We start from the raw sequence: 20,296 nt of genomic DNA on the forward strand, positions 1-20,296 counted from the left end.
TTTGCGCCTGTTCGCGGGTGCGAATGCCCCGCACAGACTTAAGCAAGGGAACCCGGCGCGTCTTCGCCGCGCCAACCTTGATGCGTCTGTGCGGGGCATTCGCACCCGCGAACAGGCTCCGCTGTTACGGGTCAGCCCTGTGGGCGCTCGTAAGGCAGCGTAGATGTGTGATTCACGTTATGAAGGGGTGAGCGGATGAGCGAGCGTATGAGCGATCGTGTGCGTGTTCGGGGGAGCGTCGTGCGCGATCTTGGGGTGAACAGCTGGGTCTGGACCTCGCCACTGAACGATGACTCACTGGTTGCCATCGCCGAACGGGCCCTCGGGATCGGGTACACACTGCTCGAGCTGCCGGTCGAGCGTCTCGGCGACTGGGATCCGGCGCTCGCCGCCGAACGGCTCAGCACGCTCGGCATGGGGGCACGGGTCGTCGGCGCAATGGGGGAGGGGCGCGACCTGCTCGATACTGCCCACCGCGCGCACACCCAGGCATACCTGCGGCACTGCGTCGACGTCGCTGTCGCAGTGGGGTCTCCGACCGTCGCTGGGCCATTCACCGCGCGCACCGGGCGAGTGTGGCGCATGGACGCCGCCGAGCGTGCGACGGCGATTGCGTCGCTGCGCGAGGCGATCCTGCCCGTTGCCGCCTACGCCGCCGCGCGCGGCGTCACGCTCGCCATCGAGCCGCTGAACCGATATGAGACGAGCCTGATCAACACGGTGGATCAGGCGCTCGACGCGCTCGCGCCACTGCTCGGTGCGGGTTCGGGCGTTGGCCTCGCGCTCGACGCGTACCACCTGAACATCGAGGAGCGGTCGCCCGCGGCGGCGATCCAGGCCGCGGGGGAGCACGTCGCCGTCGTGCAGGTCTGCGGTTCCGACCGCGGGCCCGCCGGCCCCGACCACACCGACTGGGATGCGTTCTTCGATGCCCTCGACGACATCGGCTACGCCGGCCCGCTCACCCTCGAAAGTTTCACGGGAAACAACGACACCATCGCGACGGCGGCCTCGATCTGGCGGCCGCTCGCCGAATCGCAAGACGAACTTGCCCGCATCACCTACGATTTTCTGACCGACCACCAGCTGCGAAGGAGCGGCCGATCATGACGCACGAAGCATCGCACCCCGTCACCCTGTTTACCGGACAGTGGGCCGACCTGCCGTTCGAGGAGGTGGCCCGCCTCGCCGCCGAGTGGGGCTACGACGGCCTCGAGATCGCGGCGTCGGGCGACCACCTCGACCTGCAGCGCGCCGACGAAGACGACACGTATCTGCAGTCGCGACTCGACGTGCTCGACCGCTACGGCCTCAAGGTCTGGGCGATCTCGAACCACCTCGCCGGCCAGGCGGTCTGCGACGACCCGATCGACTTTCGGCACCAGGCCATCGTGCGCCCCTACGTGTGGGGCGACGGTGACCCCGAGGGCGTGCGCCAGCGCGCCGCCGCAGACATGCAGCGCGCCGCACGCGTCGCCCGCAAGCTCGGCGCCGACGTCGTGACGGGCTTCACCGGGTCGAAGATTTGGCCGTATGTGGCGATGTTTCCGCCCGTGCCGGCTTCGGTGATCGACGAGGGATACGCCGATTTCGCTCGGCGCTGGAAGCCCATCCTCGACGTCTTCGCAAACGAAGGCGTGCGCTACGCCCACGAAGTGCACCCGTCTGAGATCGCCTACGACTACTGGACGACGGTGCGCGCGCTCGAAGCGATCGACCACCACCCGGCGTTCGGGTTGAACTGGGACCCGAGCCACCTCGTCTGGCAGGGCATCGACCCGATCGGATTCATCGTCGACTTCGCCGACCGCATCTGCCACGTCGACTGCAAAGACACGCGCCTGCGCCCGCCGACCGGGCGATCCGGCATTCTCGGATCGCACCTGCCCTGGGGCGACCCGCGCCGCGGTTGGGACTTCGTATCGACCGGGCACGGCGACACGCACTGGGAAGACGCCTTCCGTGCGCTCGGCAGCATCGGCTACGACGGCCCCATCTCGATCGAATGGGAAGACGCCGGCATGGATCGCCTGCACGGCGCCGCCGAGGCAGTGACCCGCATCCGCTCGCTGCTGTGGCAGCGCCCCACGGCGTCGTTCGACGCAGCGTTCTCCAACCAGTAGCGCTGCGCTGCTCTGCCGCGTTTTCTTGCGATCGGGGTCACTTTGGGCGGGTGTTGTCGGCATCGCACCCTCCCAAAGTGACGCCGATCCCAGTTGCGGCGGGTCGCGACGAGGCTGAGGGGCGGATCACCGGCCGCCGCGTGGGAGAATCGTCGGGTGAGTGACGCAGCGCCCGAGACGACCCCAACCGCCGAGCGCTCGACCTCCGGGGTCGGGCCCTGGCCCGGCGGACGGGAGGCGTGGCCGACCGAGGAGTTCTACGACACCGAGCTGCTCGAGCACGGCGATACCCGCAACGTCGTCGACCGCTACCGGTACTGGCGCATGGAAGCAATCGTCGCCGATCTCGATGAGCACCGGCACCCGTTTCACGTCGCCATCGAGAACTGGCAGCACGACATGAACATCGGGTCGATCGTGCGCAGCGCGAACGCGTTCGCCGCCGACACCGTGCACATCGTCGGGCGTCGCCGCTGGAACAAGCGCGGCGCGATGGTGACCGACCGCTACCAGCACGTCGAGCACCGGGAAGACGTCTCGGCGCTCGTCGAGTGGGCCCGCGCCGAAGGGGTACCGATCATCGCGATCGACAACGTGCCCGGCTGCGTGCCGATGGAGACGTTCGACTGGCCCGAACGATGCGTCATGCTGTTCGGTCAGGAGGGCCCGGGGCTCACCGCCGAGGCGATCGCCGCTTCCGAAGCCGTGGTCGAGATTTCGCAGTACGGGTCGACACGCTCGATCAACGCGTCCGCCGCCGCCGCGGTGGCGATGTACAGCTGGGTGCAGCAGCACTCGCCCCTGCGCCCGCGCTAACCGAGCCCGACGCGCACCCCGCGCCCATCCACAGCTCGCGAACGCACCACTTTTGCGCGAGAGTGCGCATCATTGACCGGTGCTCTCGCGCAATAGTGGTGCGCTCGAGGGAGAAGCAGGAGGCCCGCCGAGCCCCGAGCCCCGAGACCCCCAACCCCTAGTTCCTGAAGATCTGCGAGATCTCGCCGAGGCTGCCCACGAGGTGCGACTCGAGCAGCGAGCGCGCGGTCGTAAGGTCGAACTGTTCGACGGCGCGCGCGATCTCGCGGTGCTGCTCGATCGCCGTGCAGCGGCGCGACGGCACGGCCGAGAACATCGCGATGCCGATGCGCAGCTGCCGGTCGTGGATGGAGTTGTAGAGCTGTGCGAACTCGGTGTTGCCGGTGGCTTGTACGAGGGTCCAGTGGAATTCTTTGTCGGTGATGACCATATCGACGACGCGCTCGGGGTCATCGTCGTAGATTGCCTGCTGCTCGTCGATCAAACGGTTGAGGCGATCCACGATCGGCACTCGGTGCTCGCAGACCCACTGCACGCCGTACCCCTCGAGCACAACGCGGGTCTGGGCCTGCTCCTGGATCGCGCGCAGCGTGATCTCGGGCACGACCGCGCCGCGGTGGGGGATCAGGGTGAGGAGCTGTTCGGACTGGAGACGGGAGAACGCCTCCCGGACCGGAGTCCGGGAGACGCCCGTCGCCACGGCGACCTCGTTCTCGGTGATGACCGATTGCGGGGCCAGCACCAGGGTGATGATGAGGTTCTTCAGATACCCGTAGGCGTAGTCTGCGGCTTTGACCCCGGGCGGACGCACGCCCGGCGGCAGCGGCGTCTTCGCCGACCAGCCGCCGAACCGGGCGTGAGAAACATCCGGGATCTGCTGCATGGGTTGATCGTAGCTCAGGCCCGGGGGCTGACGTCGAAGCGTCGATTATCTAAGCACGGATTGGTGGTGCGGACCTGTGCGATGCGTTCGGAGCTGACGACCGCGGTGGCGAACGCATCGGCCTCTTCGCCCACCGAGGCCCGGGTGATCCCGAGCGGATCGATGACCTGGCTCTGCCCGGTGCAGTGGGGCCCGGTCTGCCCTGCGGCGGCGATGTACGTCGTGTTCTCGATCGCTCGCGCCCGCAGCAGGGATTCCCAGTGGAACTCCTTCATTGGCCCGACGGCCCAGGCGGCCGGGTACACGATGACATCCGCACCGTGGTCGACGAGCCAGCGCGCGATCTCGGGGAACCGGAGGTCGTAGCAGGTGGCCGCGCCGACGGTGATGCCGTTGACCTCGAAGGTGAGCGGTTCGGCGGCTGCGGCCGCGGTCACTGAGTCCGATTCGCGGTAGCCGAATGCGTCGTACAGGTGGATCTTGCGGTAGTAGCCCGCGAGAGCACCCGACGGGTCGATGTGCACGAGGGTGTTGTACGGGTGCGCACCCTCGTTGGTTTCGGTGAATCCGGCGACGACGTGGGTGCCGGATCGCTCAGCCGCTCCCTGCAGCGCGGTCAAGAAGGGGCCGTCGAGCGCTTCGGAGTGGGTCTGACCTGGAAACTCTTTCGCCGAGTCCGAGTACATGGCGTTCTCGGGGATCACGACGAGGTCGGAGGTCGGCCCGGCCTGCTCGATGAGCGAGACGGCGAGCGCGCGGTTGCGCTCGATGTCGGGGGTCGCGGCGAACTGGGCGACGGTGAGGCGGAACTCGCTCATCAGGCGGCCCCGCTCGTCTCGAAGTACTTCGCGGCGCCGCTCCACTCGGAGAGCTTCTTGCCGGCGACGATCTCATCCTTTTTGGCGGGCTCGGCGCCCTCCTTGCCGCGCAGATCGGCGACGACGTCATCGATCTCGGCTTCGGTGAGCACGGCGATGCCGTCGGAGTCGGCGAAAATCGCGTCGCCAGGCGTGATGACGACGCCGCCGACGGTGATCGGCACGTTGATCGCGCCCTCGATGCCGAGGATGCGGGTGGTGCGTGCCGAGACGCCGCGCGAGTAGACGGGGAGCCCGAGTTCGAGCACCTCGTCGAAGTCGTTCATCGCGCCCGAGAGGATGACGCCTTCGGCGCCGCGCGTCTTGGAGGTGAACGCGACCATGCCGCCGAAGCTGGAGCGGTCGTCACCCGACTGCTCGACGACGAGTACGTCGCCGGGGCGCAGATGATCGGCGGCGACGTGCAGCGCGGTGGAGTCCATGTGGGGGAGACGCACGGTGACCGCGGTGCCGGCGAACTGGATCGGGCGGCGGTTCGGGGTGAGACCGCGCACGAACCCGAAATCGCGCAGGTGACCGAGTGTTGACGTTTGCACGGTGAGGAGCGACTTGCGGCGCTCCTCGGAGATCTGGGTGGGCATGGGGAGGAATTCGAACACGGCGTCGTGCCTTTCCGGTGGCGGCTTCCGCGAGGAGTCGCACACCTCAATGTGTGGATCTTCGAGTGGATCGTGCAGGGCGGACCAGGCTCATCGCACGGATTGTGTACGTGTTGTATACACGTGCCATGCACCGTAGCAACGAAACTTCGGAAAAGAAACCCCGCCTTCGAAAACGATTGATAAAAGTGCAGATCAGGTGGGTGTAAATGGCTTTCAAGAGCGTGAGTGGGCCAAAGTAACATTTCTGAAATCGACCCTTGCGCGATCCCGAACCGCCCCGTATCGTCGCTCTCGACCAGGCTCGTTGACATGGGTGTGAGTGAACTTCAAAGGAGAAGCACCATGTCAGTGAAGACCAAGATCGGCGTGTCCGCCGTGATGATTTCCGCCCTCGCGCTCTCTGCGTGCAGTGGCGCCTCGGGCGGCTCGGGCTCGTCGAACCCCGACGCCGTCGAGGTGAACGTGCTCGGCTACGCCGCGCTCTTCGACGATCAGTACACCGCCGCGGTCGTCGACAAGTTCAACGCGTCGCAAGACGATGTGGTCGTGAACTTCGTGCCCGCGCAGAACAGCGCAGAGATGCTCGGCAAGCTGCGCAGCGAAGCGTCGAGCCCCACGGTCGACCTCGCGATCATGGACGCCTCGGTGGCGCACACCGGGAACCAGGAGGGGCTGTTCGCGAAGGTGAGCGAGGCCGACGTGCCGAACCTGGCGAACGTCGTCGAGCTCGGGCAGAACGCCGACGGCTTCGGCCCCGCAGTCACGTTCGACAACCTCGTCGTGCTCTACAACACCGAAGCGGTGAAGACCCCGCCGAAGGGCATCGCCGACCTGTGGGATGCCCCCGAGAACTCGGTGTCGATCCCGGCTCCGCCGGACATTCAGGGCCACACGCTCACCGCCTTGACGGCGAACAACCTCGGCGTCGACTACAAAGACACGATCGAGCCCGCGATCAAGAAGCTCGCCGAGCTCGCCCCGCTCGTGAACACGTGGGAGCCCGTGCCCGACGTCTACCAGCCCGTGATCTCCGGCACATCGCAGTACGGCGTCGGCTGGAACGCCCGCGCCCAGTACTTCGCCGATGACTCAGACGGCGCGATGGGCGTCGTGCAGCCCGATGACGGCATCGGCTTCCAGATCAACACCATCAACCTCGTCGAGGGCACCGAAAAGACCGAAGCCGCGCAGCAGTTCATGGACTACGCGCTCTCGAAGGAGGCGCAGGAGTCGTTCGCCGAAGCGCTGTTCTACGCACCGGTGGTGTCTGATGCTGAGATCCCCGAAGCCGTGAAGGATCGCGTCGCCGATTCCGCCGACCCGAACATCGTCGACATCGACTGGATCTGGCTCGCCGACCAGCGCGACGCCTGGACCGAGCAGTGGCGACGCAGCGTGATCGGAGGCTGAGCATGACGGAGCAGCTCGACCCCGAGTACCTGTCGATCCGCAACCTGCAGAAGACTTACCCGAAGACGACCGCGCCCGCGGTCAACGACGTGAACCTCGATGTGCAGCAGGGCGACCTCGTTGCCCTGCTGGGCCCCTCGGGGTGCGGCAAGACGACGACGCTGCGCATGGTCGCCGGTCTGCTCGAACCGACGTCGGGGCAGATCTTCGTGAACGGCAAGGATGTCGTGTCGACCCCGGTGCACAAGCGCGGCATGGGCATGGTGTTCCAGTCGTACGCGCTCTTTCCGCACCTCACGGTGCAGGAGAACGTCGCGTTCGGCCTGCAGATGCACAAGGTGCCGCGTGCGCAGATCGGCCCGCGCACCGAGGAGGCGCTTGAAAAGGTGCAACTTGGGCACTTGAAAGCGCGCAAGCCGGCTGAGCTCTCGGGCGGTCAGCAGCAGCGCGTCGCGCTCGCACGCGCCCTCGTGATCCACCCGACGCTGCTGCTGCTCGACGAGCCGCTCTCGAACCTCGACGCGAAGCTGCGCGAGGCGATGCGGCGCGAGATTCGCGGCATCCAGCAGGAGTCGGGCACGACGACGCTGTTCGTCACGCACGATCAAGACGAGGCGCTTGACATGGCGGATCGCATCGCGATTCTCAACAACGGCGTCATCGAGCAGTACGACCGGCCGACAGCCATCTACGAGAGCCCCGCGACGAAGTTCGTGGCGAACTTCGTCGGCAAGGCGAACTTTCTCGACGTGGGGTCGATATCGGGCAGCTCGGGTGGCGCGTACCAGGTGCAGTCGGAACTGTTCGGGAGCTTTGCAGTGGCCGGTGCGCCGGGCATCGACGGAGCGGCCTCGCTCGTGGTGCGGCCGCACCGGGTGTCGGTCGCGGCGAGTGACGCGCAGGCTGGATCGCTGCCCACCGCGCGGGCCCGCGTCGTGGCGTCGAGCTACACCGGCAACGTGCGCAGTTATGACCTGCACCTCGACAGCGGCCAGGTCATGCGCGCCGACAAGCTGAGCACGGCCCACGACGAGCTGCGGATCGGGGACGAGGCGTACGTGTCGTTCGAACCGAGCGACGCGCACCTCGTGCCGGAAGGGTGAGGGGGACGCTATGACGGCCACGCACACCAACACGGAGTTCATCAGCATCGGCATGAAGTCGAACCGGGCTCGCAACCGCTCGCGGTGGTCGGCCTACGGGCTGGTGATCCCGGGCATCATCGGCCTGTTCGTCAGCTTCCTGCTGCCGCTCTTCGTGATGATCCGCATGTCGCTGAACGAGAACGGTTCGGGTGGGCAACTCATCGAGACGCTCACCGCCGCCTCGTACGGCGACGCGCTCTCCGACCCCTTCTACTGGAAGGTGATCGGCAACACGCTGCTGCTCGGTCTCGTCTGCGGGCTCGGCGCCGTGGTGCTCTCGTACCCGATCGCGCTTTTCTTGACGCGCACGACGTCGAAGTGGAAGGGGGTGCTGATGGCGCTCGCCATCGCGCCGCTGCTCACCTCGGCGGTTGCTCGTACGTTCGGGTGGATGGCGCTGCTCGGTGACCAGGGGGTGATCAACGCAGCGCTGCAGAACTTCGGGCTGATCACGGCCCCGCTGCGGCTGAGCAACAACTTCCTGGGTACGGCGATCGCGCTCGTCGAGATCCTGATGCCGTACGCGATTCTCGCAATGATCTCGGGCTTCGGGCGCATCAACGCCTCGCTCGAAGAGGCTGCGGGATCGCTCGGTGCGTCGAAGGCGAAAGTGTTCTTCCGGGTCACGCTGCCGCTCTCACTGCCCGGCGTCTTCACGGGGTTCCTGCTCGTGTTCGTGCTCGCGGTGAGCTCGTTCGTGACGCCGAAGCTGTTGGGCGGCGGCCGCGTGTTCATCCTCGCGACCGAGGTCTACAGCGAGGCGACACAGACGCTCAACTGGCCGCTCGCGTCGGCGCTGTCGGTCATTCTGCTCGTGGTGTTCGGCGCGATTGTCGCCGTGTACCAGCGCCTGATCAAGCGATTCGAAGGGTGATGCGCCATGGCGAAAATTCTGAACCGGATCGTCGTGACGATCGTCTACCTCTTTCTGCTCGCACCGATCATCGCCGTCGTGCTGATCTCATTCAACGACTCCAAGAGTCTCGCGATCGAGATCGGGGCGCCGTCGTTCCAGTGGTACGAGAGCATTCTGCAAAACACCGACCTGATGGACGGTGCGCGGGTCAGCCTGGTCACCGCCGTGGTGACGGCGGTCGTCGTGCTCGTGCTGGGAGTGCCGGTCGCACTCGCGATCGCGCGCTACGAGTTTCCGGGCAAGGCCGCGGTGTCGGGGTTCTTCCTGTCTCCGCTGCTCGTGCCGGGCGTCGTGCTCGGTCTCGGCCTGCTGCTGGTGTTCCAGCCCGTCGGGCTCGTCGGCACCTACCCCGGCATCGTGCTCGCGCACTTCGGGGTGACCGTGCCGTACGTGATTCGCACGACGCTCTCGAGCCTGGTCACGAGTGACATGCGCTGCGAGGAGGCGGCTCGGGTGCACGGGGCGAACTCGTTCACCACGTTCCGTCGCGTGACGCTGCCGATCATCGCACCGGGCATCCTCGCCGGCGGGGTGATGGCGTTCATCATCTCGTTCGATGAGGCCGTGATCTCGCTCTTCGTCGCCGGCTCCGGGCACACGACGCTGCCGGTGGAGATGTTCCGCTACCTGCAGTACCGCTCGGACCCGGGCCTCGCCGCACTGTCGGTGATCCTCATCGCCCTCTCGGTCGTGATCGTGCTCGTGATCGAGCGCGCCGTCGGCCTGCGAAAGGTGGTGAACTCGTAGGGCTCCCCGTGGCGTCGCGCCCGCCGCCGCGCCCGCCCTTCCCCGAGCGCACCTCTTTCGCTCGAGCGCACACCTATTGAGAGGGTGCACTCGAGCGAAAGGGGTGCGCTCGACGGGTATGAGAAGCGGGAAGGAGGGTGAGGACTGCGGGGGCGGGGCGGGGTGGTGCGGTGCCCGGGGCCCCGCCACCCCACCCGCGTGATATTCGCCCGGCGTGCGATAAGCCTCGCGTCTCGAATATCACACCGCCTTATACTCCGTGCCCCGAACTGTGCGCAAAGTTATGGTGAAAAGCACGCACATCAACGGAGAGGCGAGCACATGGGGCACTTCAGAACACACCGACTCGGGGAACTCAGCTGGACGGAGGCGCGCGACGCCGCGGCCCAGAATCCGATTGTGCTCATTCCCTCCGGTGCCATCGAGCAGCACGGCGCGCACCTGCCGCTGAACGAAGACGCGATCACCGCCGAGTGGGTCGCCGAATACATCTCGCAGCACATCGACACCCCGGTGCTCGTCGCGCCGACGCTGAGCTACGGGCACTCGCCGATCTTCGACGGGTTCGCGGGCACGCTCAACCTCTCGTTTGAGACCCTGCAGGCGGTGCTGTTCGAGGTGATGGACAGTCTCGTGAAGCACGGCTTCCGCCGAATTGTCATCGTCAACAACAACGGCGGCAACCAGGCGTCGGCTGCGCACGCGGCGGATCGCCTGCGCAAGAAGTACGGCGTGCTCGTGGGCAGTGTGTACCCGTGGGGCATCGGCTACCGGGTGATGCGTGATCTCTATGAGGATCCGGCCACCGCCTATGGCCACGGCTCGGAGCCCGAGCACAGCGCGATGCTCGCGATGTTCCCTGAGCTCGTGCAGTCGCAGCTCATCGCCGATGGCGGCCTCGTGCCGTTCGAAGGATGGACCCCGACGAACTACTCGGAGGGCGCGATTCCCGGCACCGCCGAGTCGGGCACGCTGTACTGGGACTTCTCGGACGTCAGCCCGTCGGGTGTCACCGGCGACCCGCGCCTCGGCTCGGCCGAGATCGGCGCCGAGTGGATCAAACGGGTCGCGCACGACGTCTGCCTCGGCTTCGTGCAAGAGTTCGAACGCAACACGGTGAACGCCGATTGGGCGCGCGCATGAGCGGCGTCGACACCGGAAGACGCGCAGAGCAACCGGCCCGCGCGAGCCTGCAGATCAGCGTCGGGCAGTTCCCCGCGATCGAAGACAAGGCGGCGAACCTCGCGGCGGTCCGCGAGCTCGCAGCGCGCGCCGCAGCCGCAGGGTCGCGCGTGCTGATTCTCCCCGAGATGGCGATGTACCACCGCGTCACGGCGTCGGTCGCCGAAGGCGTCGCAGCAGCCGAAGATCTTGATGGCCCCTTCGCGACCGAGGTGCTTCGCCTGTCGCGGGAGCACGGGCTGTTCATCGCAGCGGGCATGTCGAAACGGGTTCCGGGGGTGGCCGATGCGGATCGCGCCCTCAATATCCTGCTGCTCGCCGACCGCGGTGAGATCGTCGCCGAATACGAGAAGATTCACCTGTATGACGCCTTCGCGGTCAAAGAGTCCGACTCGATCACCCCGGGCGACGCGTTGCCACCGGTGCTCGACATCGACGGCGTGAGGGTCGGGTTCGCGATCTGTTACGACCTGCGTTTCCCCGAACTCTTCCGCCTGCTCATCGATCAGGGTGCCGAGGTGCTGGCCATCAGCGCGGCCTGGGCGCGCGGGGTCGTCAAAGAGGATCACTGGCTCGCGCTACTGCGCGCTCGAGCGATCGAGAACACTGCGTACGTCTTCGCGTCCGATGAGGTCAGTGTGAAGTCGGTGGGGCGCAGCGTCATCTTCGACCCGCTCGGTCTGCAGCTCGGCGATGCGGGCGAGCAGGAGCTCGCTCTCATCACGGCGACCGTCGAGCCCGAGCGCATCGCCGCGGTGCGCAGTACGCTGCCATCGCTGCGCAACCGTCGCGTCGCCGTCGAGGCCCGCGTGCACCCGCTGCCGCCGGCCGACTGACTCGCTGACTCTCGGACCCGCTGCATGGGCGGGTGATTCGCCACCGATGACGTCACCGGTAACGCCTCCGATTCTGAGCAACACGCGCGGAATCGGAGGCGTTCTGCATGGAGAACGCACTGAAATCGACGCATTTCATGCGCCTGATCTGCGGTTTCGCGCAGTATAAGTTGGGCGTTATTCTCGTTACCCAATTCTTACTTGCAGCCTATGTTGACGGCTCCTAGATTGGGCGTTGAACACTTCACCTGTTCACCCAGCACCCTCGACTGGCACGACGACCGAGCTCTCAGCGTTGAGACTCCTCGCCATGCAGAGACCATCAGTCGCGCCACGAGGTCGGTCACCCAACGAAGGGAATACCCGATGTCCTCCTCACGCCCGCAGCGCCTGAAGCCCTGGCTTTCGGTTCTCTCGCTCGGCGCCGTCGCGGCGCTCGCGCTCACCGCTTGCAGCGGCTCCTCTTCCGGTGATTCCAGCGGCGACGGCTCTGCCGAGCAGGTGCTGACGTTCGGTCTGTCGGCCGATCCGGCGCAGCCCATTACCGGCGCCTCGCAGGGCACCGCGGTGAATCAGCTCCTCACCATGGTGCATCGCGGCCTCACGAGTTTCGACGCCGATGGCCAGGCGGTTCCGGCCCTCGCCGAGAAGATTGACACCCCCGACGACCGCACGTACGTCTTCACACTGCACCCCGATCTCACGTTCAGCGACGACAGCGCGCTCACCGCCGACAACGTCAAGAACACGCTCGACTACTACCGCGACCCGGCGAACGGCTCGCAGCTCGCGGCGCTGCTCGCAGACATCGACAGCATCGAGAGCGACGGCGCCTCCGAGGTCACGGTGAAGCTCTCGCAGCCGAACAACGCGTTCCTGCAGTACCTCGCGCTGCCCTACGCGGGCATCGTGCCCGATGCATCGCTCAACGCCGACACCGCCAACTGGGTCGGCGCGGGCCCCTGGGAGATGACGAACCTCGATCAGGGCATCGGCCTCACGATGGAGAAGAACGACGGCTACTACGACGCCGACAACATCGCGCTCGACGAGATCGATGTGAAGTTCTACGCCGATGGCGAGGCGCGCACGAACGCCCTGCTGTCGGGCGACGTCGACCTCATCGACTACGTGACGTGGGAGAACTTCGACCGTGTCGCCGACGCCGGTTTCACCGTCGACCAGGTCAACGGACCGTTCCAGTACGTGCAGTTCAATGTCGAAGACGGCCCGTTCGCCGATCCGAAGGTGCGCCAGGCCGTCGCGTACGCCCTGAACCGCGACAACTCGGTGCTCGCCGCATTCCAGAGCAACGGCACGGCGCTCAACGGCCTGTCGATCCCTGAGACCGACCCGGCATACGATGAGGATCTCGCGAACCTCTGGAGCTACGACCCCGAGAAGGCGAAGTCGCTGCTCGCAGAGGCCGGCTACCCCGATGGCTTCCCCGCCACGCTCCTGTCGACGTCGCAGTACACGTTCCTGCAAGACAATGCGCTGTCGGTGCAGGAGGATCTGAAGGCGATCGGCATCGACGTCACGCTCGACGCCCCCGACTGGTCGACCCGCGTCTCCCAGGGTAACGAGGGCAAGTACGACATCGCCGTCTCCGGTGACAGCGGCGCCGTCGCCGACCCGTCGTACCTCATCAACTGGGTCACCGACGATCGCACCTACAACGTGAGCTGGGGCTACAAGAACGACGAGATCGCCGATCTCATCGGTCAGGGCCTGCAGGCGACCGATGATGCAGCGAAGCACGACATCTATCAGCAGATCGGCAAGATCTGGGCCGAAGACGTGCCGTTCGCGTCGCTGAACACTCGCGCTCAGGCCTACGGCTACAACGATCAGGTGCAGGGCTTCTCGAACCTGCCGGGCACCCTCACGTTCTACAGCGGCTACATGCTGGCGAACACCTCGATGAAGTAACCACCCGATTCAGGAAGACATCACATCGTGCTTGCATTCATTGCGAAGCGCCTGGCGATGGGCGTGGGCCTCGTGCTCCTCGTACTCACGCTCATCTTCTCAGCGCTGCATTTCGTGCCGGGCGACCCGGCCGTGCTGCTCCTCAGCGTCGGCGATGGGGGCGCCCCCACGCCGGAAGCCGTCGACCGGGTCCGCGAACAGCTGGGTCTGAACCAGCCGCTGTTTGTGCAGTACCTGCACTTCCTCGGCGGCGTGTTCACCGGTGACCTCGGCAACTCGTTCAAGACGTCCCAGCCGGTGCTCGAGGCCATCGGGGCCCGACTGCCCCGCACCCTCCTGCTTGTCGGCTTCGCGACGCTCATCTCGGTCGTGTTCGGCATCACCCTCGGTGCCCTGGCCGCCCGCAAGGGCGGCTGGGTCGACACCCTGGTCACCGCCCTCAGCTCGATCGGCGTCGCGCTCCCGGTATTCGTGTTCGGCGCTGTGCTGATCCTGCTGTTCTCGATCTCACTGAAGTGGTTCCCCGCGGGCGGCTACGTCGATTTCGCGAAGGATCCGCTGGGCGCCATCTGGTCCCTGATGCTGCCGGCGATATCGCTCGCCGTCGGCTTCTCAGCCCAGATCGCCCGAATGACACGGTCGGCGGTGCTCGAGGTGCAGGGCCAGGACTGGGTGCGCACCGCGAAGTCGATCGGCCTGGCCCCGTTCACGGTGTTCCGCAAGCACGTGCTGCGCAACTCCCTGACCCCGGTGGTCACGGTCATCGGCATCGGCTTCGGCACCCTGCTCGGCTCGACCGTGCTGGTCGAGCGAGTCTTTAACTACCCCGGCATGTCGAGCCTGCTGGTCGACGGCGTCACCAACCGCGACTATCCCGTGGTGCAGGGCATCGTCATCGTCATCGCGCTCATGTTCATTCTGATCAACATCGTCGTCGATGTGATCTACGGCATTCTCGATCCCCGAGTGAGGCGGTCATGAAACTCAGTCCCCGCCTGCGTCAGGCGATCACGCCCCTGCGCGTCATCATGGCCGTGTACATCGTCGTCATTCTCGTCGTGATGTTCCTCGCCCCGGTACTCGCACCCTACGACCCGATCGCGCAGAACGTCGCGCTGCGACTGAAGCCCCCGTTCTCGGAGGGCCACCTGCTCGGCACCGATGAGCTCGGCCGCGACATCCTGTCGCGCGTCATGTACGGCGCCCAGATCGAGCTCTTCATCGCCCTGGGGGCGACGCTGCTCGCGACGGGCCTCGGCACGTTGCTCGGTTTGCTGGGCGCGTACTTCAACGGGCTCACGGAGTTCATCACCATGCGCCTCATCGTCGACGTGGTGCTCGCGTTCCCGCCGATCATTCTGGCGCTGCTCGCGGTCACCCTCTACGGGCCCGGAGCGGTGACACTGATCATCGCGATCGGTGTGCTCTTCGCCCCGATCTTCGCGAGAATCACCTACGGCCAGGTGCTGTCGGTGAAGCGCGAAGAGTACGTGGACGCCGCGAAGACCTTCGGTGCGCCGACGATCGTGGTCATGTTCCGCACCGTGCTGCCGAATGTCTCGGCGCCCATCATCGTGCAGTTCTCGCTCACGATGGCCGCGGCGATCCTGCTCGAATCGGGCCTCAGTTACCTCGGGCTCGGCGTCGTGCCGCCCACGCCCTCGTGGGGTTCGATGGTGGCCCAGGGGCAGCGGTACCTGACGACCGACCCGCACGCGTTGCTCGTGCCCGGCATCGTCGTCGTGCTCACCATTCTCGCGTTCGGCATCCTCGGCGACGCCCTCCGCGATCTCCTCGATCCGAAAGCGAAGAAGCGATCATGAGTACTCCACTCCTCAAGATTGACCGTCTCTCCGTCGAGTTTCAGACTCCCGACGGGTGGCGAGCGGTGACACGCGAAGTCTCGTTCGAGCTGCAGAAGGGCAAGACCCTCGCACTGGTCGGTGAGTCGGGATCGGGCAAGTCGGTCACGTCCATGTCGATTCTCGACCTGCTCCCGCCGAACACGCGGCGCACCGGAACCATCTGGTTCGACGGCGTCGACGTCACCGCGTTCTCGGACAAGGCGCTGCGCAAGCTGCGTGGATCGCGCATCGCGACGATCTTCCAGGAGCCCATGACGGCGATGAACCCGGTCTACACGGTGGGTGACCAGCTCATCGCGGCGCTGTCGAGCCACCGCGATCTCACGAAGGCCGAGGCGCGCGAGCGAGCCATTCAGCTGCTGCGCGACGTGCACATGCCGAATCCCGAGCAGAAGGTCGACGACTACCCCCACCAGCTCTCGGGTGGCCAGCGACAGCGCGCGATGATCGCGATGGCGATCTCGAGCGAGCCCGAGCTGCTCATCGCCGACGAGCCCACGACGGCACTCGACGTCACCGTGCAGGCTGAGATTCTCGACCTCATCGCGGAGCTGCAGGAGCGGCTCGGCATGGGCGTGCTGATCATCACGCACGACATGGGGGTCGTCGCCGACGTCGCCGATGACGTGGTCGTGATGAAAGACGGCGAGGTCGTCGAAGCCGCGCCGTCGCGCCAGCTCTTCGCGAACCCGCAGCAGCCGTACACGCAGCAGTTGCTTGCCGCGGTGCCGCACCTCGGCAAGGCGAAAGACTTCTTGGACTCCTCGGGCAACAAGCTCCGCATCGACGGCGTCACCGCGCTCAACGTGCTCCCGGAGGTCGTGCTCGAACTCGACCAAGCGGTCATCCGCTACCCGGGTCGCTGGCGTCGCCCCGGTTTCCAAGCGATCAACGGTATCGACCTGCAGGTCGCGAAGGGCGAGATCGTGGGTCTCGTCGGTGAATCGGGATCGGGCAAGTCGACCATCGGCAAAGCCGCGATCGGCCTGCTCCCCGTGTCCGAGGGCACGCTCGAAGTCGAGGGCGAGCGCATCGCCGGCCGCGGTGGCGCAGCCATGAAGCAGCTGCGCAAGCACGTCACGATGGTGTTCCAGGATCCGGCCTCATCGCTGAATCCGCGGCGCACCATCGGGCAGGCGATCAGCGACCCGCTGCTGTGGCAGGGCATCATGCGCGACGGTCGCAAGCGCCGTACTCGCGCGAAAGAACTGCTCGAGCAGGTGCAGCTCAACCCCGACTGGGTCGACCGGTATCCGCATGAACTCTCAGGAGGTCAGCGGCAGCGCATCGGCATCGCGCGAGCGATCGCGACGAACCCGGTGCTGATGATCGCCGACGAGCCCACCTCGGCGCTCGACGTCTCGGTGCAGGCGCAGGTGCTCGACCTCTTCCTCGGCCTGCAGCGCGAACTCGGGTTCTCGTGCCTGTTCATCAGCCACGACCTCTCGGTGGTCGAGACCCTGTCGAACCGCGTGGTCGTGCTGCGGCACGGCGACGTCGTCGAACAGGGGCCGACCGAGCAGGTGCTGCACCACCCTCAGGACGAGTACACGCGGCGCCTCATCGCAGCCGCTCCCGTGCCCGACCCCGAGGTGCAGCGCGAGCGCCGGGCGATCCGACTGGCAGCGAAGCAGGCCTGATCATGGAGACCCGACGCCTGGAAGCCTTCGTCGCACTGGTCGACGCAGGCGGCTTTCGCCAGGCCGCGGACGAGCTCTTCATCACGCAGCCGGCGCTGTCGCAGCAGATCGCGCGGCTCGAGAAAGACGTCGGCGTGCAGCTGATCGACCGCACCACGCGGCCGATCACGACGACCGAGGCGGGGCGCGAGTTCTACTTCCGCTGCCGCAACGTGCTCGACTCGATGCGCGAGGTCTCGCAACTACTCTCCGATGCACGCGACGCCCAGTTCGGGCGCGTACGCATCGGCATCGTGCCGGCGATGCTCTTCGCCTCGCCGGCACGGGCCGTGCGCACCTTCCAAGAGCGCTTTCCCGAGGCCGAGGTGAGTCTGCGCAGCATCGCGACGGGCACGCTCATCGAAGAGCTCGAGCAGGGCAGCGTCGACGTCGCCGTGCTGCTGACGCGGCCCACCCTGAAAGACTTGTCGACGGTTGACCTTTTCAGCGACGATTACATGGTCTGCCTGCCCAGCGGTCACCGGCTTGAGGGGCAAGACGAGGTGAGCTTCGCCGAGCTGCGCGACGAGCGGTTCATCCAGGGCATTCGTGCGGCGAACCGGATGGGCTTCGACTCCGTCGTCTCGGCCTGCATGAGTGCGGGCTTCTCGCCGAACAGTGTTGAAGCTTTCGGATCCTACCTCGACCACGCCGGGCTCGTCTCAGCCGGCATGGGGGTCTCGTTTGCTCCGCAATCGTTCGCACATCTGCGACCGAACGGGGTCAGCTATCACAAGCTCGTCAACCCGAGCGCGAGCATGACGGCGACGATCTCCTGGTACCCGAGGCGTCTCGACTCGGTGGGCCGGGCCTTCGTCGACCACTGCATCGCCGAGTGCACGACGGGCGGGTGAGGCGCACCAGGCCCCGCGATCCCGCACCCTCCACTCCGCTGCGACCGTATCCCGGCACCTCGCCGACGACCGCTCGCACGGAGCGCGGTCGAACACACCCAAAAACTGCCCCACGAACCCCCATTTCTCATCACAGGAACACCCGGAAGGACCCCCATGAAACTCTCCATCTGCCAGATCGTCTCGACCGAGGACGTCGCGGCGAACCTCGCTGAAATCGGTCGAGTCACCGAGATCGCCGCCGCCGAAGGGGCCGACCTCGCCGTGTTCCCCGAGTTCGCGATGATCGGCGTCACCGCACTTACCCCTGAGGTGCTCACCCAGGCGCAGCCCCTCGACGGGCCGTTCGTCACCGGGCTCGAGCAGATCGCCGAGCGCACCGGCGTCTCGATCGTCGCGGGCATCCTCGAAGAGATCCCGGGCGAGACTCGCGCCTACAACTCGCTCGTCGTGCTGACTCCCGAAGACGGTCTCGTCGCGGTCTACCACAAGGCCCACCTGTACGACGCGTTCGGCTTCAAGGAGTCCGACAACATCTGCCCGGGCTCCCTCGACGGTGCCATCACGTTCGACATCGCCGGGGTGAAGGTCGGCATGCTGACCTGCTACGACCTGCGCTTCCCCGAGGCGGCGCGCCAGCACGCCGATGCCGGCGTCGACGTGCTCGTGTACCCCGCCGCCTGGGTGCCCGGGCCGCGCAAGGAAGACCACTGGCAGACGCTCGCCCGCGCCCGCGCGATCGAGAACACGTTCTACGTCGCCGCGGTGTCGCAGGGTCCGTCGTTGGGTGTCGGCGGCAGCCTGATTATCGACCCCATGGGCCTCGTGCTTGGCGAGCTGGGGGAGCGCAACGGTGTCGCGACGGCGGCGATCTTGCCCGACCGCATCTCCGAGGTGCGACAGACCAACCCCTCGCTCGCGAACCGCCGGTTCACGATCGCCTCCTGACCTCGGCTCTTCTCAGCTCTTCTCCGCAACTCCTGAAAGGAACACCACTCATGTCCCAGCAACTCAAGCAGGGCGCCTGGCTCTCAGACTCCAGCGTCGCCATCGCTGAAATCGTCGCGAATCTCGGCTACGACTTCGTCGTGCTCGATGTCGAGCACGGTGCATTCGACCTCTCCATTCTCGAACGCTTCATTCCGGTGCTGAAGGGTCTCGGCTTGGAAGTGCTCTCGAAGGTGCTCGTGCCCGAGCGCGGGGCGATCCAGCAGGCACTTGACTTCGGCTCAGACGGGGTCATCATTCCCCACATCGAGGGGCTCGAGCACGCGAAGAAGGTCACCGACTTCGCGAAGTTCCCGCCGCTCGGCACCCGCAGCCTCGCGGGCGGCCGCACCATGAACTACTCCGGATACGACGACGAGTGGGTCGCCGCGCAAGATCGCGACATCAAGATCTTCCCGATGGTGGAGGATCCGGGTGCGTTGCGCGACATCGAGGCGATCGCGGCGCTGCCCACCGTCGACGGCATCTTCATCGGCCCCGGCGATCTGTCGCTGATGCGCGGACGCGGCGTGTACCGCCAGACCGAGGCCGACTTCGACGACTTCCGCAAGGTGGTCGCCGCGGCGCGCGCCAACAACAAGCCGTGGGTGCTGCCCGCCTGGACCACCGTCGAGAAAGAATTCGCCGCCGCCGAGGGCGCCGACTACGTGCTGCTCACCATGCAGCACAACGCCATCGCCGAGGGCTACGGCAGCGCTCGCACCCTCATGGACGGCATCGTCGCCGCCGCGAAGTGATCCGTGCACCGGGCCCGGCCACCGCTGCGTGCGGAGTCGGGCCCGGTGCGTTGTTGTTGTTGTTGTCTGGAGGATGCCACCGTGAATGAATCAGCTCAGCCCGGTCCGGTGATCCGGCGCTATTCGCCCGAGGGCATCGCGGCGCCCGTCGGCGCCTACTCGCACCTCGCCTCGGTCTCGGGGCCCGCGGAGTGGGTGTTCATCTCGGGGCAGGTCGGCGCCGACGGCGACGGTGCCGTGCCCGACGACATCGCTGCGCAGACCCGCAACACGCTGCGCAACGTCGAGGCGCTCATCGCGGCGGCTGGTGGCACGCCGCAGTCGATCGTGCGGCTCATGTCGTTCGTGGTCGGCGCCGAGCGCATGCCCGAGTACGCGGCGGCGCGCAACGCGATCTTCGCGGAGTGGTTTCCTTCGGGCGACCTGCCGGGGCACTCGCTCGCGATCGTCGCGGGGCTCGCGCAGCCGCACCTGCTCGTCGAAATCGAGGGGTGGGTCGCGCTGCCCGCGCGCTGACGCTGACCTTGCGGGCCCTCAACCCCGCGTCGCTCCCAACCCCGCGTCGCTCCCAACCCCGCGTCGCTCCCAACCCCGCGTCGCTCCCAACCCCGCGTTCTTCCTCGAGTGCACCCCTTTTGTGCGAGCGCACACGTTTCGCAGCGGTGCACTCGCACAAAAGGGGT

At 66.5% G+C, this 20,296-nt stretch carries 20 protein-coding genes; 17 read left to right on the forward strand and 3 right to left on the reverse strand.

Annotation, left to right across the window (positions count from 1 at the left end; genetic code table 11):
* Positions 1-195 precede the first annotated feature (195 nt).
* From CH42_RS14000 to CH42_RS14010, 3 genes are all read left to right on the forward strand, one after another.
* Positions 196-1,110 carry a sugar phosphate isomerase/epimerase family protein gene (locus CH42_RS14000; protein WP_239684068.1) on the forward strand — a complete coding sequence of 305 codons (915 nt, stop codon included), beginning with the start codon at positions 196-198 and terminating at the stop codon, positions 1,108-1,110.
* On the forward strand, positions 1,107-2,123 hold the full coding sequence (locus CH42_RS14005; protein WP_053353825.1) for a sugar phosphate isomerase/epimerase family protein: 1,017 nt from the start codon (positions 1,107-1,109) through the stop codon (positions 2,121-2,123). The genes CH42_RS14000 and CH42_RS14005 overlap by 4 nt, the downstream gene beginning before the upstream one ends.
* 156 nt (positions 2,124-2,279) lie before the next feature.
* On the forward strand, positions 2,280-2,939 hold the full coding sequence (locus CH42_RS14010) for a TrmH family RNA methyltransferase (RefSeq protein WP_053353826.1): 660 nt from the start codon (positions 2,280-2,282) through the stop codon (positions 2,937-2,939).
* Between the two features lie 157 nt (positions 2,940-3,096).
* Here the strand turns inward: CH42_RS14010 and CH42_RS14015 are convergent, their stop codons facing one another.
* From CH42_RS14015 to CH42_RS14025, 3 genes are read right to left on the reverse strand one after another with little or no spacing between them, the layout of a single operon-like run.
* Positions 3,097-3,822, reverse strand: coding sequence for a GntR family transcriptional regulator (locus CH42_RS14015; protein ID WP_053353827.1), 726 nt, complete (start codon positions 3,820-3,822; stop codon positions 3,097-3,099).
* A 14-nt stretch (positions 3,823-3,836) separates the two neighbouring features.
* Complete coding sequence (locus tag CH42_RS14020) at positions 3,837-4,640, reverse strand: carbon-nitrogen hydrolase family protein (protein ID WP_053353828.1); 804 nt, start codon at positions 4,638-4,640, stop codon at positions 3,837-3,839.
* On the reverse strand, positions 4,640-5,281 hold the full coding sequence (locus CH42_RS14025) for an RraA family protein (RefSeq protein WP_053353881.1): 642 nt from the start codon (positions 5,279-5,281) through the stop codon (positions 4,640-4,642). Before CH42_RS14025 ends, CH42_RS14020 begins: the two co-directional genes overlap by 1 nt.
* Positions 5,282-5,644: 363 nt before the next feature.
* Between CH42_RS14025 and CH42_RS14030 the strand changes: the two genes are divergently transcribed.
* From CH42_RS14030 to CH42_RS14095, 14 genes are all read left to right on the forward strand, one after another.
* Positions 5,645-6,712 (forward strand): extracellular solute-binding protein, encoded by a 1,068-nt coding sequence (locus CH42_RS14030; RefSeq protein ID WP_053353829.1) that lies wholly within the window; start codon positions 5,645-5,647, stop codon positions 6,710-6,712.
* 2 nt (positions 6,713-6,714) lie between these two features.
* A complete protein-coding gene (locus CH42_RS14035; RefSeq protein WP_053353830.1) occupies positions 6,715-7,815 on the forward strand; it encodes an ABC transporter ATP-binding protein in 1,101 nt (366 codons plus the stop codon).
* Between the two features lie 10 nt (positions 7,816-7,825).
* Positions 7,826-8,731: an ABC transporter permease gene (locus CH42_RS14040; RefSeq protein ID WP_082309467.1), complete on the forward strand. Its 906-nt coding sequence runs from the start codon at positions 7,826-7,828 to the stop codon at positions 8,729-8,731.
* 6 nt (positions 8,732-8,737) lie between these two features.
* On the forward strand, positions 8,738-9,520 hold the full coding sequence (locus CH42_RS14045; RefSeq protein ID WP_053353831.1) for an ABC transporter permease: 783 nt from the start codon (positions 8,738-8,740) through the stop codon (positions 9,518-9,520).
* A 321-nt stretch (positions 9,521-9,841) separates the two neighbouring features.
* The gene (locus tag CH42_RS14050; protein WP_053353832.1) at positions 9,842-10,663 is read left to right on the forward strand and encodes a creatininase family protein; all 822 of its coding nucleotides are present in this window, start codon (positions 9,842-9,844) and stop codon (positions 10,661-10,663) included.
* Positions 10,660-11,538: a carbon-nitrogen hydrolase family protein gene (locus tag CH42_RS14055; RefSeq protein WP_075205405.1), complete on the forward strand. Its 879-nt coding sequence runs from the start codon at positions 10,660-10,662 to the stop codon at positions 11,536-11,538. The genes CH42_RS14050 and CH42_RS14055 overlap by 4 nt, the downstream gene beginning before the upstream one ends.
* 366 nt (positions 11,539-11,904) lie before the next feature.
* On the forward strand, positions 11,905-13,470 hold the full coding sequence (locus CH42_RS14060; RefSeq protein ID WP_053353834.1) for an ABC transporter substrate-binding protein: 1,566 nt from the start codon (positions 11,905-11,907) through the stop codon (positions 13,468-13,470).
* A gap of 27 nt (positions 13,471-13,497) precedes the next feature.
* Complete coding sequence (locus CH42_RS14065) at positions 13,498-14,451, forward strand: ABC transporter permease (protein WP_075205402.1); 954 nt, start codon at positions 13,498-13,500, stop codon at positions 14,449-14,451.
* Entirely contained in the window at positions 14,448-15,293 is an 846-nt protein-coding gene (locus CH42_RS14070) for an ABC transporter permease (protein ID WP_053353835.1), read from the forward strand. Before CH42_RS14065 ends, CH42_RS14070 begins: the two co-directional genes overlap by 4 nt.
* A complete protein-coding gene (locus CH42_RS14075; protein WP_053353836.1) occupies positions 15,290-16,975 on the forward strand; it encodes an ABC transporter ATP-binding protein in 1,686 nt (561 codons plus the stop codon). The genes CH42_RS14070 and CH42_RS14075 overlap by 4 nt, the downstream gene beginning before the upstream one ends.
* A gap of 2 nt (positions 16,976-16,977) precedes the next feature.
* A complete protein-coding gene (locus CH42_RS14080; RefSeq protein WP_053353837.1) occupies positions 16,978-17,868 on the forward strand; it encodes a LysR family transcriptional regulator in 891 nt (296 codons plus the stop codon).
* Positions 17,869-18,024: 156 nt separating this feature from the next.
* Positions 18,025-18,816, forward strand: a complete 792-nt coding sequence (locus CH42_RS14085) for a carbon-nitrogen hydrolase family protein (protein ID WP_053353838.1) — start codon at positions 18,025-18,027, stop codon at positions 18,814-18,816.
* A gap of 50 nt (positions 18,817-18,866) precedes the next feature.
* A complete protein-coding gene (locus CH42_RS14090) occupies positions 18,867-19,613 on the forward strand; it encodes an HpcH/HpaI aldolase family protein (RefSeq protein ID WP_053353839.1) in 747 nt (248 codons plus the stop codon).
* 81 nt (positions 19,614-19,694) lie between these two features.
* On the forward strand, positions 19,695-20,129 hold the full coding sequence (locus tag CH42_RS14095; protein ID WP_162231094.1) for a RidA family protein: 435 nt from the start codon (positions 19,695-19,697) through the stop codon (positions 20,127-20,129).
* Positions 20,130-20,296: the final 167 nt, after the last annotated feature.

The organism is Leucobacter musarum subsp. musarum, from assembly GCF_001273845.1.
In the GTDB taxonomy this organism is placed as follows: Bacteria; Actinomycetota; Actinomycetes; order Actinomycetales; family Microbacteriaceae; genus Leucobacter; species Leucobacter musarum.

Excerpts from the sequence above, each read along its gene's own strand:
- CH42_RS14000 (WP_239684068.1), top strand. The coding sequence starts at position 196 with ATGAGCGAGCGTATGAGCGATCGTGTGCGTGTTCGGGGGAGCGTCGTG.
- CH42_RS14005 (WP_053353825.1), top strand. The coding sequence starts at position 1,107 with ATGACGCACGAAGCATCGCACCCCGTCACCCTGTTTACCGGACAGTGG.
- CH42_RS14015 (WP_053353827.1), bottom strand. The coding sequence starts at position 3,822 with ATGCAGCAGATCCCGGATGTTTCTCACGCCCGGTTCGGCGGCTGGTCG.
- CH42_RS14020 (WP_053353828.1), bottom strand. The coding sequence starts at position 4,640 with ATGAGCGAGTTCCGCCTCACCGTCGCCCAGTTCGCCGCGACCCCCGAC.
- CH42_RS14025 (WP_053353881.1), bottom strand. The coding sequence starts at position 5,281 with ATGCCCACCCAGATCTCCGAGGAGCGCCGCAAGTCGCTCCTCACCGTG.
- CH42_RS14030 (WP_053353829.1), top strand. The coding sequence starts at position 5,645 with ATGTCAGTGAAGACCAAGATCGGCGTGTCCGCCGTGATGATTTCCGCC.
- CH42_RS14035 (WP_053353830.1), top strand. The coding sequence starts at position 6,715 with ATGACGGAGCAGCTCGACCCCGAGTACCTGTCGATCCGCAACCTGCAG.
- CH42_RS14040 (WP_082309467.1), top strand. The coding sequence starts at position 7,826 with ATGACGGCCACGCACACCAACACGGAGTTCATCAGCATCGGCATGAAG.
- CH42_RS14045 (WP_053353831.1), top strand. The coding sequence starts at position 8,738 with ATGGCGAAAATTCTGAACCGGATCGTCGTGACGATCGTCTACCTCTTT.
- CH42_RS14050 (WP_053353832.1), top strand. The coding sequence starts at position 9,842 with ATGGGGCACTTCAGAACACACCGACTCGGGGAACTCAGCTGGACGGAG.
- CH42_RS14055 (WP_075205405.1), top strand. The coding sequence starts at position 10,660 with ATGAGCGGCGTCGACACCGGAAGACGCGCAGAGCAACCGGCCCGCGCG.
- CH42_RS14060 (WP_053353834.1), top strand. The coding sequence starts at position 11,905 with ATGTCCTCCTCACGCCCGCAGCGCCTGAAGCCCTGGCTTTCGGTTCTC.
- CH42_RS14070 (WP_053353835.1), top strand. The coding sequence starts at position 14,448 with ATGAAACTCAGTCCCCGCCTGCGTCAGGCGATCACGCCCCTGCGCGTC.
- CH42_RS14075 (WP_053353836.1), top strand. The coding sequence starts at position 15,290 with ATGAGTACTCCACTCCTCAAGATTGACCGTCTCTCCGTCGAGTTTCAG.
- CH42_RS14080 (WP_053353837.1), top strand. The coding sequence starts at position 16,978 with ATGGAGACCCGACGCCTGGAAGCCTTCGTCGCACTGGTCGACGCAGGC.
- CH42_RS14085 (WP_053353838.1), top strand. The coding sequence starts at position 18,025 with ATGAAACTCTCCATCTGCCAGATCGTCTCGACCGAGGACGTCGCGGCG.
- CH42_RS14090 (WP_053353839.1), top strand. The coding sequence starts at position 18,867 with ATGTCCCAGCAACTCAAGCAGGGCGCCTGGCTCTCAGACTCCAGCGTC.